Origin of the sequence: Lacticaseibacillus yichunensis, from assembly GCF_003946405.1 — a bacterium.
In the GTDB taxonomy this organism is placed as follows: domain Bacteria; phylum Bacillota; class Bacilli; order Lactobacillales; family Lactobacillaceae; genus Lacticaseibacillus; species Lacticaseibacillus yichunensis.
In genome coordinates this window covers 44,138-56,952 of sequence record NZ_RHOG01000014.1, presented here as the reverse complement: position 1 = coordinate 56,952, position 12,815 = coordinate 44,138, and the positions used below count along the sequence as shown (strand labels likewise).

General features: G+C 55.1%; 12 protein-coding genes. 7 read left to right on the top strand and 5 right to left on the bottom strand.

Going from position 1 to position 12,815, the window contains the following annotated elements:
• A partial coding sequence (locus EKM95_RS11800) for a hypothetical protein (protein ID WP_225423194.1) occupies window positions 1-257 on the top strand: 257 nt, incomplete at its 5' end.
• A gap of 97 nt (window positions 258-354) precedes the next feature.
• On the opposite strand, the gene EKM95_RS11635 is transcribed toward EKM95_RS11800, so the two are convergent.
• Complete coding sequence (locus EKM95_RS11635; RefSeq protein WP_164510106.1) at window positions 355-1,557, bottom strand: hypothetical protein; 1,203 nt, start codon at window positions 1,555-1,557, stop codon at window positions 355-357.
• A 302-nt stretch (window positions 1,558-1,859) separates the two neighbouring features.
• On the opposite strand from EKM95_RS11635, the gene EKM95_RS05925 reads away from it, so the two are divergent.
• Entirely contained in the window at window positions 1,860-2,720 is an 861-nt protein-coding gene (locus EKM95_RS05925) for a formylglycine-generating enzyme family protein (RefSeq protein ID WP_125696930.1), read from the top strand.
• Between the two features lie 1,172 nt (window positions 2,721-3,892).
• Here the strand turns inward: EKM95_RS05925 and glpK are convergent.
• Window positions 3,893-5,413: a glycerol kinase GlpK gene (glpK, locus tag EKM95_RS05920; RefSeq protein ID WP_125696929.1), complete on the bottom strand. Its 1,521-nt coding sequence runs from the start codon at window positions 5,411-5,413 to the stop codon at window positions 3,893-3,895.
• 249 nt (window positions 5,414-5,662) lie between these two features.
• On the bottom strand, window positions 5,663-6,769 hold the full coding sequence (locus EKM95_RS05915) for an SLC13 family permease (protein ID WP_125696928.1): 1,107 nt from the start codon (window positions 6,767-6,769) through the stop codon (window positions 5,663-5,665).
• Between the two features lie 297 nt (window positions 6,770-7,066).
• Here EKM95_RS05915 and rlmH point away from each other — a divergent pair, with 297 nt between their 5' ends.
• The 5 genes from rlmH (at window position 7,067) to EKM95_RS05890 (ending at window position 11,271) form a co-directional block, all read left to right on the top strand.
• The gene (gene rlmH / locus EKM95_RS05910; protein ID WP_125696927.1) at window positions 7,067-7,546 is read left to right on the top strand and encodes a 23S rRNA (pseudouridine(1915)-N(3))-methyltransferase RlmH; all 480 of its coding nucleotides are present in this window, start codon (window positions 7,067-7,069) and stop codon (window positions 7,544-7,546) included.
• Between the two features lie 124 nt (window positions 7,547-7,670).
• Window positions 7,671-7,991: an ArsR/SmtB family transcription factor gene (locus EKM95_RS05905; RefSeq protein WP_125696926.1), complete on the top strand. Its 321-nt coding sequence runs from the start codon at window positions 7,671-7,673 to the stop codon at window positions 7,989-7,991.
• A gap of 65 nt (window positions 7,992-8,056) precedes the next feature.
• A complete protein-coding gene (locus tag EKM95_RS05900; protein ID WP_125696925.1) occupies window positions 8,057-9,649 on the top strand; it encodes an MFS transporter in 1,593 nt (530 codons plus the stop codon).
• Complete coding sequence (locus EKM95_RS05895) at window positions 9,639-10,493, top strand: hypothetical protein (protein ID WP_125696924.1); 855 nt, start codon at window positions 9,639-9,641, stop codon at window positions 10,491-10,493. The genes EKM95_RS05900 and EKM95_RS05895 overlap by 11 nt, the downstream gene beginning before the upstream one ends.
• Window positions 10,494-10,584: 91 nt before the next feature.
• Window positions 10,585-11,271, top strand: a complete 687-nt coding sequence (locus EKM95_RS05890; protein ID WP_125696923.1) for an SGNH/GDSL hydrolase family protein — start codon at window positions 10,585-10,587, stop codon at window positions 11,269-11,271.
• A 135-nt stretch (window positions 11,272-11,406) separates the two neighbouring features.
• Here the strand turns inward: EKM95_RS05890 and EKM95_RS05885 are convergent, their stop codons facing one another.
• Window positions 11,407-12,540, bottom strand: coding sequence for a site-specific integrase (locus EKM95_RS05885; protein ID WP_125696922.1), 1,134 nt, complete (start codon window positions 12,538-12,540; stop codon window positions 11,407-11,409).
• Window positions 12,537-12,800, bottom strand: a complete 264-nt coding sequence (locus EKM95_RS05880) for a DUF3173 family protein (RefSeq protein ID WP_225423192.1) — start codon at window positions 12,798-12,800, stop codon at window positions 12,537-12,539. The genes EKM95_RS05885 and EKM95_RS05880 overlap by 4 nt, the downstream gene beginning before the upstream one ends.
• Window positions 12,801-12,815: the final 15 nt, after the last annotated feature.

The window sequence follows — 12,815 nt, the reverse complement described above, 5'->3', positions numbered from 1 at the left end:
GCTTAAAGCATAGCACCGGGGAAGACCAGGTGCCTTTTTTGTTATTCAAAAAAGGTCCAAAACTTCCGGCGTTGTCACAATCAACACCAAAAATTTTAGACCCTTTTTTTAGTGCCCTCAGGAAAAATAGGTTGGCGCTGGCCGCTATTCTCGTGACCGGATTCACCCTAGTGGGGATGCCACGCACTTATAAAAACCCTGGTGCGAGGAAATTAATATGCTTGAAAAAGATGCAGTCAGAAGCCGGCGCTCATTAACGCAGCGTATATCAGCGTATATCGGCGTATGAAGCCTGTCATAAGCACAAAAAAATCCAGCACAAGGCTGGATGATTGAACAATATAAGATGAAAAGTCACGGGACGTCGGTGGTGTCTGCTGGCATCGTATCTTTGAGCCAGCTCCAAGTATAATGCACCGTGCCATCTTCAAGCTGGACAGAATACGCAGTCGCCTGGTCATCGGATCCGGCGGCTTTTTGCGCGGCTTTCATCGCGGCAACGGCTTCGGCCATCGTTGCGTACAAGCCGTTTTCGCCGATCACAGCTGGGTCGGTGCCTTTTTCTGTGGCTTCGGCGTCGTCTTTCGAATCGGTGGTGTCCGTGGCCGCATCGTCCTGGGCCGGCTTCTTCTGGGTATCGGCATCGGTGGCCGGCGTCGAGGTAGCCGTTGCGTCTTTGGCTGGCTTGCTCGTGGTAGTGGCTTGCTTATCCGTGGTGGTTGCGGACGAGGACTGAGCCGCCGCTTCGCCCGATGGCTGCGCGGCGGTAGTGTTGCTGGATCCGGAACTGGCCGTGGCCGCGCTTGCGTCAGACTTGGTCACCTTATCAGTCGTGGCCACTTTGGCAGAGGTCTTTGCTTCGGTGGACGTTTCAGCTGTCGTTGATTTTGCCGGGGCCGCCGCCTGTTGCGCCGCACTATTTTCCGCGGGGACCGCGGTTGGCGTCAGGGTCTCGAGCAAGGGGAGGTAGGCCTGGCGAAACGCGGCGACGGGGACCGCCTCGATCGCCTTTTTCGCGGCGGCGAGTTGGGCGGCGGTCGGGTCGCTAGTGGTCGCGGCGCGAATCGCAGCCAGCGCCGTCGCCTGGGTGTCGACCAGCTTGACGTCGGCGGCCGCAGCCTTGGCGTAGGTCTTGTCCGCAGTCTGGAGCCGCTGGAAAGCGTTGTTCAGGTTGGTGTTGTCGTAGCTTGTGTCACGGATCACGTGGTCGGTGTTCAGAATCTGCTCGGCTTCGGTGTGGACCGCGACGAATAATTCGGCGTTTTGAATCTGCTTTTGGGCGGTAGCGAGTTGTGCCTGCTGGGCAGGCGTCATGGTCGCCTTCAACTTAGCGGCCTGGCCCGCCGTGTAACTCGCACGGTTGAGGTAGGCGGCTGCGAGATTGCTTTTCGGCGCGCTGACAAAATCGGCGCCGCGCAACGCTTTGGTGGCCTTGGTGACTTGCGTGATGGCGTGTTCGGCTTCGTTGGCGCGGGTGAGCTGGGCGCGCACCTGCCAGCCGACCGCGATCGTCACGACCGCCCAGAGGATGACAAAGACTGTCATTTTCTTCTTCATGTGATGTGAACGCCTCCAATCGACTTGGTTGTGGCCATGATAGCATAGACTTTCGCGTTTCGACACGATGATAAGACGATGTGACAAGGATGTTAGCTCGCCGCAACGTTGTCATGTGGCTTTAATATTTCGCTTTCCTTCATTAGTATGGCGGATGGCAAAAATAGTTGCAATCAAAATCCAGCGGTCATTATATTTTCTTATTCCAAGTTCGTATACGCTGCCATACCAGGTTTGGCCCGCTTATTTGCTCGCTATCTAATTTTTCGTGATATTATTTTTCCGAAAAGGAGGCGACGCTCATGATCAGGATTCAGGGCGGCACGTATGATATTGGCACCAACGCCGATGATGGTTTCATCGAGGACGTGGAAAAACCGGTGACTGCGGTGACGGTCGCGCCGTTTGAGATCGGCGAGACCACCGTGACCAATGCCGACTTTGCGGCGTTCGTGAAGGCGACCGGCTACCAGACGGACTCCGAGCGCATCGGCTGGAGCTACGTCTTCCACCTGTTGATGAGCGAGGCGGCGAAGCAAGACGCGATGCCGCTGCCCCGCATGGAATGGTGGTACGGCGTGCGCGGCGCGACATGGGACCATCCATTTGGCCCGGATTCGACCATTGAAAATCGCTTGGATCATCCCGTTGTGCAGGTCTCGCGCAATGACGCGGTGGCGTATTGCCAATGGGCCGGCGTGCGCTTGCCGACTGAGGCTGAATGGGAGATCGCGGCAAAAAGCGGCACCACCAACACCAAATGGCCGTGGGGCGATGACGCGCTAGTCCCAGATGGCACCTACATGGCCAACACGTTCCAGGGCGATTTTCCGTGGGTCAATGAAAAAACGGATGGCTTCGTTGGCACCGCGCCGGTTCGCTCGTTCACCCCAAATGGGTACGGCCTTTGGCAAATGATCGGCAACGTTTGGGAATGGTGCGTCAATCCGCGCTACATCCCGTTGGCTGATTTTCAGACAACCAGCGGTCCGGCGTTTTGGGCGCAGTACCAGGCGCATGACGACGCCGATTACGCGACCAAGGGCGGCTCGTTTCTCTGTCATGAAAGCTACTGCAAACGGTATCGCATCGCGGCGCGGAATGGGAACACCGGGGAAAGTGCCAGCAGTAATATGGGGTTTCGGGTGGTTAGGGATTTGTAGTAGTAAGGAAGGCGGTGCTACGAATGCGCCGTCTTTTTGTGCAGTAGCGAGGTGGGCTGTAGATGTAGCCTGCAATTTCGTTTATTCTGGTTCCCATTAGGCTAGTATGTACCCCCGACCCCACTGCAAGTCGGAGGGTGGCACGTTTCGCTTCGCTGCAGTGGAAACGAAGTGAGGCGTGCCGATTAGTACTCTTTGAAAAACTTTTGTGGCATCCGTGCCGCCGCCATATATCGATTGCTGGTGCAAGTTGGGTGACCTATAGGCTTAGAATTTCGGTGACCTTCCCGCTTCCGAAGAAGAAGGCGTCGTTCTCAAGATGGGCCGCATTCAGCTCCTGCAAACAAAGGTGGGCTGCACGACACTTGTGTGGATACCGATAGAACTTATTCAGCTGTCAAAGAGCGTGACGTGGCGTTGCCGCCGGGGACGTTGCATCGGTAACGACCTGCTTGCGCAAGCCGTTCGTCTTTCATCATGGGTGGTTCTTACGTCGCCGCCATATCGGACGCTGGTGCAAGTTGGGTGACATATAGGCTTAGAATTTCGGTGACCTTCCCGCTTCCGAAGATTCGGGTGTCGTTCTCAAGATGGGCCGCATTCAGCTCCTGCAAACGAAGGTGGGCTGCACGACATTGCGATGAAAGACTAGTGGGAGTCCGGACTCCCGTGGTGCGGGTGGTGCTGAACGCCTGCTGTACATTCAGGTGTTCTGTTGGTGTGTTGTTTCCCCCGATCGCCCATGGAGTCGAATGAATATGCATGCGACAGTCTCCACTTGGGGCATGCTCATCCGGACGTCGGTAAGAGCCCACCTTCCTGACCCTTACATAATATTAAGCGAGTGGGAGCCGGAAAATGTGATCGAGATATTGATATTATTTTTTGACGGAGCTAGAAACGCTGCTGTGAAGGGGATTTTGAATCACCGCAAATTTTAACCAAGGAAGCTTTTTTCGCCAAAGTAAGTCTTGAATCGGCACTTATCTCGGGGCAAACCGAAATCAACAAATACACAAAAGCGAAAATATTTCCGCAATATATTCAAAAAAACAGTTTTTTTCCGAGCTTGCCGAGATGTCTCTGGACTAGAGCGGACGTACCTCTATGCCGCTGCATCAATCGTGCTGCACAAAAACGCCGCCTCCAGCGGAAGCGGCGCGTGATTCAGTTTAGTTTTCCTGTTCCCCGACTGATCGGTGCTTGAACATCGTGGTGGCAGCGACGGCTTGTTGCCAGCCGGCGTAAAGGTTTTCGCGTTCTGCGGCTGGCATAGTTGGCTCGAAACGGCGGCCAATGGTGGCGATGGCGGCCAGCTCATCCGTATTTTTCCAGAAACCAACGGCTAGGCCGGCGAGGAATGCGGCCCCCATGGTCGTGGTCTCGAGATTGCCGGCGCGCTCGATCGGGGTGTTGAGGAGATCCGCCTGGAACTGCATGAGGTAGTTGTTGTTGGCGGCGCCGCCATCGACGCGCAGGGCGGGAATGGTGATGCCGGTATCCTTGTACATGGTATCGACCACGTCGCGGGTCTGGTAGGCCAAGGCCTGCAGGGTCGCTTTGATGAAATCGGCGCGGGTGGTGCCGCGAGTCAGGCCAAAAACGGCACCGCGGGCTTCGGCGTCCCAGTATGGCGCGCCGAGGCCGGTGAAGGCAGGCACGACATAGACTTCGTTGCGGGAGGTCGAGCTGAGCGCCTCATCCTCGGAATCGGTGGCGTGGGCCAAGAGTTTCATGGCGTCGCGGAGCCACTGGATGGCGGAGCCGGCGACGAAGACCGAGCCTTCTAGGGCGTAGTTGATCTTGCCGTCGATGCCATACGCGATAGTGGTCAGGAGGTTGTTGGCGGACATGACAGGCGTTTCGCCGGTGTTCATGACGATGAAGGAGCCGGTCCCGTATGTATTTTTCACCATGCCGGGCTCAAAGGCGAGCTGGCCGAAGAGGGCGCTTTGTTGGTCGCCAGCCATGCCGGCGAGGGCGACGGGGCTGCCGAAGAAGTGCTCGGGCGCGGTGTAGCCGTAGACTTCGGCGTTGCTGCGGACTTCCGGCAACATAACCCGGGGAATATTCAGCAGGCGCAGGATGTCGTCGTCCCATTTGAGGTCGTGAATGTTGAAAAGCATCGTGCGGCTGGCGTTGGTGTAGTCCGTCACATGAATGGCGCCGCCGGATAATTTCCAGACCAGCCAGGTGTCGATGGTGCCAAAAAGCAGCTCGCCGCGCTCGGCACGGGCCTGGGCACCGGGCACTTGGTCCAGAATCCAGCGAATTTTGGTGGCGGAGAAATAAGCGTCGATGATCAGGCCTGTTTTCTCGTGAATCGTCTCGGAAAGGCCATCTTCCTTCATTTCTTCGGCAATGGCGTTGGTCTGGCGAGATTGCCACACGACCGCGTTGTGAATGGGCAGGCCGGTCAGTTTGTCCCACACGACCGTTGTTTCGCGCTGGTTGGTGATGCCGATGCCGGCGATCTGTTTAGGTTGAATGCCGGAGTCGATGAACACGCTGGAGAGGGTCGCCTGCACGGCATTCCAGATCTCGTTGGGGTTGTGCTCGACCCAGCCGGGCTGGGGAAAATACTGCGGAAACTCGCGCTGCGCTTCCGCAACGGTGCGGCCGGCGTGGTCAACGATGAAAGCGCGAGTGGAGGTGGTGCCCTCGTCGATGGCGAGGATGTAATTTTCAGTCATGTGAGGCGACTCCTTATTCCGCAAAGGCGGATGATAGCGATAATGTTAGCGCTGACAGGGGAAAAATTCAATTGCGTAGCGGTTGGCGCGTGGCAGTTGGGGGGGCTGGGCAGGGCGGACAGCGGTGGATGGCGCACGGAATGGGGGGAATCGGAGGCTAATGTCCCAGGCTGCCAAGGCGTGGGGAATCCGGCACGAAAAAACACCCACCGGCATAGCGGCAGGTGCGACTGATTTTTTGCCTGACGATCAGTAGATAAAATCGAGGATGAACCAGCCCATGATGCCCAGAATCAGCAGGCCCAAGAAGTTGAAGCCCAGGAAGCCGAGGAAGAAGCGGCCTTTCTGGTGGTTACCCCAGTTGACGTATTCTTTGTAAACAAGCAGGTTGCACATGGAGCCGACCACAGAGCCGAGGCCGCCGATGTTGGAGCCGAGGAATAGCGCGCCGGCATAGGTAGTGAATTTGCCGATCAGGATGGTCGATGGCACGTTCGAGATGAGCTGGCTGGACAACAGGCTGGTCATGTAAACGGAATGGTCGGTGGACATCAGACTGGCGATCAGGGTGGAGACCCATGGAATCTGCCGCAGAACGGACACAATCACGAAGAAGCCGGTGAACGTGAGGACGATGCCGTAGTCCACGTGGATCAGGATGTGCGGGTCAAAGAGGGCGGCGAGCACCAAGGCCACGACCGCGCCGACCCAGGATGGCAAGAAGCCCAAGACGCCGGCGAAAATCACGAGGGCGGCCACGCCGGTGATGACAGTCGGCCGCATCATGATGTGGATGTCTTCAACAGGCACAGTTGGCACGGGCGTTTTTTTCACCATCAGCGAAAACAGCGCCAGCAGGATCAAGCTGGCGATGAGCAGCGGAATCGACCAGGAAAAAAAGGTCCCCAGCGACACCTGGTAATGATTCATCATGAAGATGTTGTGGGTGTTGCCGAAGGGCGTGAAGGCTGAGCCGAAGTTGGCGGCCATCCCAATCAAGGTGACAGGTAAGATCTCCGGCAGGTCATATTTTTTAGCGATGCGTAGGTAAAGCGGGACTAAGGTCAAAACGGTGACGTCATTGGTCAAGAACATCCCAGCCACGACGGCAAGAATCAAAAACATCCACGTCAATTGACGGGCGTCATTGGCGTGACTGGTGAGACGATACGCGCAGTAATCGAGCACATGAAGGTACTCGAAAATCTGGATCAGCGTCATCATCGCGGTGATGGACCACAGGGTGGAGAAGTTGATATCGGCAAGACGCGGCCGCGCAATGAACAGGCTGAGCACTGTCAGGACCGCTGTGATCTGGAAAACGCGGTCCTTTACAATGTTTTTAAGTATGGTCATAGTTACACTCTCCAAAAAGACTCAACAGCTCTAGTTTGCGCCTAAATCAATGTACTGACAATGTATCGCGTGTAAAACTCGTGTAAAGCGAAACGTTCGGGAATCGCGGAAATGCCGGCGGATCAAGTTTTGTGAAAGCCCATACAAAAATCAAGACTGATACGCTTTCATGCACGATCATGCGTGTTTGTTCCGGAAACTGACCCACAAAATGCCGAATGTAAATTTTTTGTATCGGCATCGGCGGACCTATTTTCACCAAATCGTCTGTTATACTGGACCCCGGAGGACTGTTGTATGAATATCACGGTGATCGGTGTTGGCAAGCTCAAGGAAAAATATTTCAAAGACGGCATCGCTGAATATATGAAACGACTCGACAAGTTTGCCAAGGTGAAGCTGGTCGAAGTGGCGGATGAAAAAGCGCCGGAATCGCTGTCCGAGGCGGAAATGGCGCATGTCAAAGAGGTCGAAGGCGAGCGCATCCTCGGAAAGATCAAGGACCGCGACTGGGTGATCGCCCTCGCGATCGAAGGCAAGCAGCGGCCCAGTGAGGTCTTCGCCAAGGAGCTCGCGGACCTGGGCACGTATGGCCATTCCGATATCACCTTCGTTATCGGTGGCTCGCTGGGCCTGGCGCCGGCGGTGATGACGCGGGCCAATGATACGCTGTCGTTTGGCAAGTTGACGATGCCGCACCAGTTGATGCGGCTTGTCTTGATGGAGCAAATCTACCGCGCGTTCATGATCAATGCGGGGAGCCCGTATCATAAGTGAGACGGGGATATTGCGCGAAGCTCGCTTTCGCACAGGGGGCGCGCATTCAAGTTGGCCGGCTTTGATGTCAATAATTGTTGACATGTGCACGCACATGCATATAATTGGCGAAGGTGGTGAGGAAATGGCAAAATACGACCCAGCTCAGTGCCGCGCACTGATCAGAGACAATGTTGATATTGATTTCTTCCGGGTGATCTGTGACCCGGTTCGTTCCGAATTGCTCGTTTATCTTGCGGGCGCTGGCGAATTGACGATCGGGCAGATCGCTGAGGAATTTCCCCGTGATCGCTCAGTCATCTCCAGGCATCTTGAGATGATGTATCGGCTTGGCGCGATCACGCGTCGAAAAGACGGACGCGAGGTCTATTACAAGGTCGCCAATGAGACGATCATCAACAAATTCAGTGAAGCCGCAAGAAACATGAAGGCGCTGCTGGGCTAGCAGGCCTTTTTTATCGCCAATATGTGCATCCGTGCGCACAAATACTTATATAAAGAGGGATTCGTATGAAAGAAGTCACTGGTCGCAAATGGTGGGTGCTTGTCGCCGTTTGTTTGGCCGTGTTTATGGGCATGCTCGACATCACCATCGTAAACGTTGCGTTGCCGGAGATTCAGAAGAGTTTTGCCACGAGTTTTTCAACGCTGCAGTGGGTGCTCAATGCGTATACGTTGGTGTACGCGATGATGCTCCTGCCAGTCTCGAAGCTGGGGGACCGCTTTGGCAAAAAGCAGGTCTTCCTGATCGGCGTGGTGATCTTTATGCTCGGGTCGCTCTTGAGCGGATTGGCGACCAACGACACATGGTTGAATATTGCCCGCGGTTTTCAAGGTATCGGCGGGGCGGCCATGATGTCGTTATCGCTATCGATCGTGACGCTGGCTTTTCCGGAGACGCAGCGCGGCCTCGCGCTGGGTATCTGGAGCTCAGTCACCGGCTTGGCCGTTTCGATCGGTCCGCTGATCGGTGGCGCCTTGGTGGATTCACTGGGCTGGCGCGCGATCTTTTTGATCAATCTGCCGGTGGCGATTCTGACGCTGATCATGGGCGTGGTCTTCATTGAAAAAGGTCACGCCGATGCCGATGAACACTTGGATTGGCTAGGAATGCTGTTCAGTATTTTGATGGTGTTCGGGCTGATCTTGGCCTTGATTCAAAAAGAGATGCACATGTCCTATGCCTGGACAGATTGGCGTATTCTCTCACTATTTGGCTTGGCACTGGTCAGCTTGATCGCTTTTATTGCGGTTGAGCGGCATGGGCAACAGCCAATGATCAGGCTCTCGATCTTCCGCTCGGCACCATTTGTCGGAGCCAACATTGCGGCTTTTACACTGGGCGCCGGGATCTATGGGGGCTTCACCTACTTATCGATTCTCATGCAAAATTATATGAATTATTCCGCCTTTCAAACCGGGCTCAAACTACTGTGGATCTCAGTCTTCACGTTGGTCTTAGGGCCGTTGACTGGTTTTCTCACGAATAAGATCGGCAGTCGCTGGTTGATCAGTGCGGCGCTAGTCTTTGGGACGGCAGGCATCTTGACCATCGATCATCAGATGCAGGTGCCGTTTGCCTGGTCGGATCTGTTTCTCGGCTTTATTTTGCTTGGCATCAGCAACGCGCTGGTCAACCCGCCGATCTCAACCACCGCGATGGGTGCGGTCGCCAAAGCGGATGTCGGGATGGCCAGTGGGGTGCTCAATGTTTTCCGCCAAGTCGGCATCTCGTTTGGCGTGGTGATTCTCGGCATCGCCGCCAGCAATGGCTACACGGCCAAGCTCGACGGTGGGTTGGCCAAGCTTGCGACCTTGCCACCGGTTTTGCAGAATCCACTCCCCGCGGCGAAGGGGCAGTTGGTCGATGCGCTCCATCAGGCCGGTGCGTTTGCGGGTGAGCAGATCTTCGCGAGTCCACAGACGAAGGGTTTTCGCGGCACCCAGCTGTTTGAAGACCTCCACAGCCTCGTCTTTCACGCGTTTGAAAATGGTTTTGCGCGAGCGTGTCTTGTGATCGCGGGCTTGTTGGCGGTGGGCGCCGTCAGTGCAATGGTGTTGATCAAGCCGAAAGCGAAGGAGGGCGAAGATCATGCGCATTAGAAAATTGATTGGCGGGTTAGTCGTCGTCGGCGTGCTGGCCACATTGTCCGGTTGTGGGCAAGCATCCCCGCCTGTTGTCTCTTACCGTGATCACGGCAAGGTGGCAGTGATCAGTGGGTCAGCGCATCAGAAGGTGACCGTGACTGCCCAGACAAAAAGCGGGACAACTGCCAGCAAGGGCACCGCACATCCCAATCAAGGTCGGTATCAATTTTATCTACCGGTGACCACCCAGACACAGATCGTGCGAGTGAAAACGGCGGGGAAGACGAACACGATCCATGTCAAAGCCACCCGCGCACTGATCGACGCCAAGGACTTCACGACCAAATACGATCAGGCGCTGGCTGTCAGTCAACTGACACCGGCGCAGCAAAAAGCGGTCTTGACGCCGCAGCCCAGTCAAAAGGCGCTGGCCAAGCTTTCGCCCGCCCAGCAACAGGCACTTGCGCAACAGGTACAAGCGCTCCGTCGCGCCTACGCAAAGGCTGATGCTGCGACACAAGCACAGCGGATTCCGGCATTGCGGGCAGGAACGCAGACGATTTTTGCCAAAGATGGCATCACGATCTCGGCTAATGTGCGGGACAACCAGTTGATGACGCTGACCGCCTCGTTGACGCCGGCTCTCCTGAAAACGAAAAAGTCGCTCACCACGCTCGGCACGCAATTAGGACTGATGGCGAGCGCGCTTGGCGCCGACCCACAAACGGTGACGATGGATCTGCAAAAAGCGCTAGCCGGTTCGCTCAGTCAGGCCACACACCAGGTGATCACTAGCAATGGCGTGCATATTCAGTTAGGTATCACGCTCAGTCACGTGTATGTGTATCTCTATCGCTAAGACGAAAGGTTGTCATGGCCGCCGCCGAAACCGCTTGCAAAATCCCCATTCTTCGCTATAGTCATGGTGACAATATCAAGGAGATGGGTGAATGACAGAACTAAAGGATCTGCCGGGCAACGCGGCGCAATTTTTGCCGGAAAATGCCGAGAAACATCTAGGAACTAGCTTGGAGGGTGCGCCGATCGCGTTTCTCGGGTCGTCGATCACGCTGGGTGCGGGGTCGCTTGACCGTTCCTACGTGGATTTCTTGGCGGCCCAATATGGCGTCGAGGCCGTGAAGTCGGCGGTCAATGGGACCACGCTGGCGGATGCGGATGACGCTTCCTACATTGCTCGGCTCAAGCGCGACATTCCGACCGCCCAGCATTTTGCCGCGCTGGTGGTTCAGCTGTCCACCAATGATGGCCGCCGGGGCTGCCCGGTTGGCGCGATCGCCGACGGATCTTCCGCCGACGCGTTTGACCCGCACACGACGATTGGTGCCATCGAATTTATTTTGGCGTACGCAAAGGCGCACTGGGATTGCCCCGTGCTGTTCTATACCTGCCTGCGCGACCCGGCAGAGACCGACTACACAGAATTAGTTGAAAAATTGATCGCGTTGCAGGCCAAGTGGCACTTCGCCATCCTCGACTTGCATGGGGATGCCGCGGTGGCCGAAGAGACGGCCGCCCAACCTGCCAGCATGCTCGATGATGCCCATCCGACGATGATGGGGTACCGTGATATCTGGACACCGCGGTTTGCGGCCGCCCTGGAAACACTACTCAAATAGGCTATCGCCAAACAAAGACGGCGCAAGTCACCTGGCTATTTCCCGGGAACAATCGCGCATTTCGCGCCTGTCCCGTGGTATCAACGTTTCTAGCACCACCGATTTTACGGTGGCACAGTTTTGACCCTTTTCAAATTATTTTGGCTCATCGGGCACCTCCTTGGAGAATATCCCGTTGAGCTTTTTTGCGACTTCAAAGATACTGTTGGGGTAGAGATGACCGTAAGTGCCGAGCGTCGTTTCGATGTCCTCATGCCCCAGACGTTCTTTGATCTGGAGTGGGTTTTCACCGAGGCTGATCAACAGCGACACATGCGAGTGGCGGAGGCCGTGTACGGTAATTCGCTGAACCTTGGCCGCATCGCTGTAAGTGTCCACAATGGCGATAAATTGCTGGTCGGAGCACGGAATTCCATTAAGTGAGAATACCCACTCGGAATTCACCATTACCGCTTGTGCGTCCTGCCACGCGCCTAAGCACGCAACGGTATCATCATCAAGAGCCACGGTACGGCGACTAGCGGCGGTCTTTGGTGCTGGCGTCTCAAACCAGTTACGGTTGTGATAATCCATCGTCTTATTGACGTTCACGGTCTTAGCTTCGAGATCAACGTCTGTCCACTTCAACGCCCGTGCTTCACCGCTACGTAAGCCAGACATGAACATGAACCACAACATTGTGTAATCAAAGCGGCCCGTATACGTGTCTGTGTTCGTCTTGGCAAGTACCTTTTGAAAGTCAGCTTGCGTCCAGAACTGGATTTTTGCTTTCTTCTTTTTGATAAGGCCAACAATCCGCACAGGATTTTCAGTGATGATACCAAGCGCCTTAGCACGTTCAAGCACTTGGCCTAACATAATGTTGATGGTACGCGCATAGGATTGCTTACAGTCTTTGAGTACGCTGACTTGCCAATGTTGCACATCAATCGGCCGAATTTGGTTAATGATAATGTCGTTGAACCTAGTCAGATAATCGGTGTTCATCAAAACTAACCGTTGGCGGTAGGTGCGTGGTTTCACTTGGGTTTTGTACCAAGGTTTGAACACGTCCTCCATGAACTCGCCAAACTTCGTCTTCTTGATGTCCTCATCATCGGCGATCCCCGCCGCCAACATTGCAACTCGTGCTTTTTTCGCCTCCGTTTTCGTTTTGAAGCCGCTGGCGCGTTTTTGAATTCGCTTGCCAGTCCGTTTGTCAGTTCCTAAGCTCACGCGGAAGCTAAAAGTGCCGTCCGCTTGTTTTGTAATTGGGTCTTTCGTAGTCAAGATAGTTCCTCCTTAACTGCGGAAAGGCCACTTGGTGCACCCTCAAGTTGGCTTAGTTTCAAGCCTAATACTGCGTCTACTGCTTCCACTGGAACACGGTCTACGCCTTTCTTACCGTACCATCCAAGGCCACGTTTGAGCAACAACTCTTTTGCCATTTTGATGATACGACTTGCTTGCGCTGGACTGTATCCCAGCTTGATAAGGTCAGCTCTTGTCATCGTAAGGAAGACTGGCTGTGCTGGTACGTTAATATTCAATCAAATCACTTCCTA

Bases quoted from the DNA above. Each gene is read 5' to 3' on its own strand.
- EKM95_RS05925 (WP_125696930.1), top strand. From the start codon at position 1,860: ATGATCAGGATTCAGGGCGGCACGTATGATATTGGCACCAACGCCGAT.
- EKM95_RS11635 (WP_164510106.1), bottom strand. From the start codon at position 1,557: ATGAAGAAGAAAATGACAGTCTTTGTCATCCTCTGGGCGGTCGTGACG.
- EKM95_RS05895 (WP_125696924.1), top strand. From the start codon at position 9,639: ATGCGCATTAGAAAATTGATTGGCGGGTTAGTCGTCGTCGGCGTGCTG.
- rlmH (WP_125696927.1), top strand. From the start codon at position 7,067: ATGAATATCACGGTGATCGGTGTTGGCAAGCTCAAGGAAAAATATTTC.
- glpK (WP_125696929.1), bottom strand. From the start codon at position 5,413: ATGACTGAAAATTACATCCTCGCCATCGACGAGGGCACCACCTCCACT.
- EKM95_RS05905 (WP_125696926.1), top strand. From the start codon at position 7,671: ATGGCAAAATACGACCCAGCTCAGTGCCGCGCACTGATCAGAGACAAT.
- EKM95_RS05915 (WP_125696928.1), bottom strand. From the start codon at position 6,769: ATGACCATACTTAAAAACATTGTAAAGGACCGCGTTTTCCAGATCACA.
- EKM95_RS05890 (WP_125696923.1), top strand. From the start codon at position 10,585: ATGACAGAACTAAAGGATCTGCCGGGCAACGCGGCGCAATTTTTGCCG.
- EKM95_RS05900 (WP_125696925.1), top strand. From the start codon at position 8,057: ATGAAAGAAGTCACTGGTCGCAAATGGTGGGTGCTTGTCGCCGTTTGT.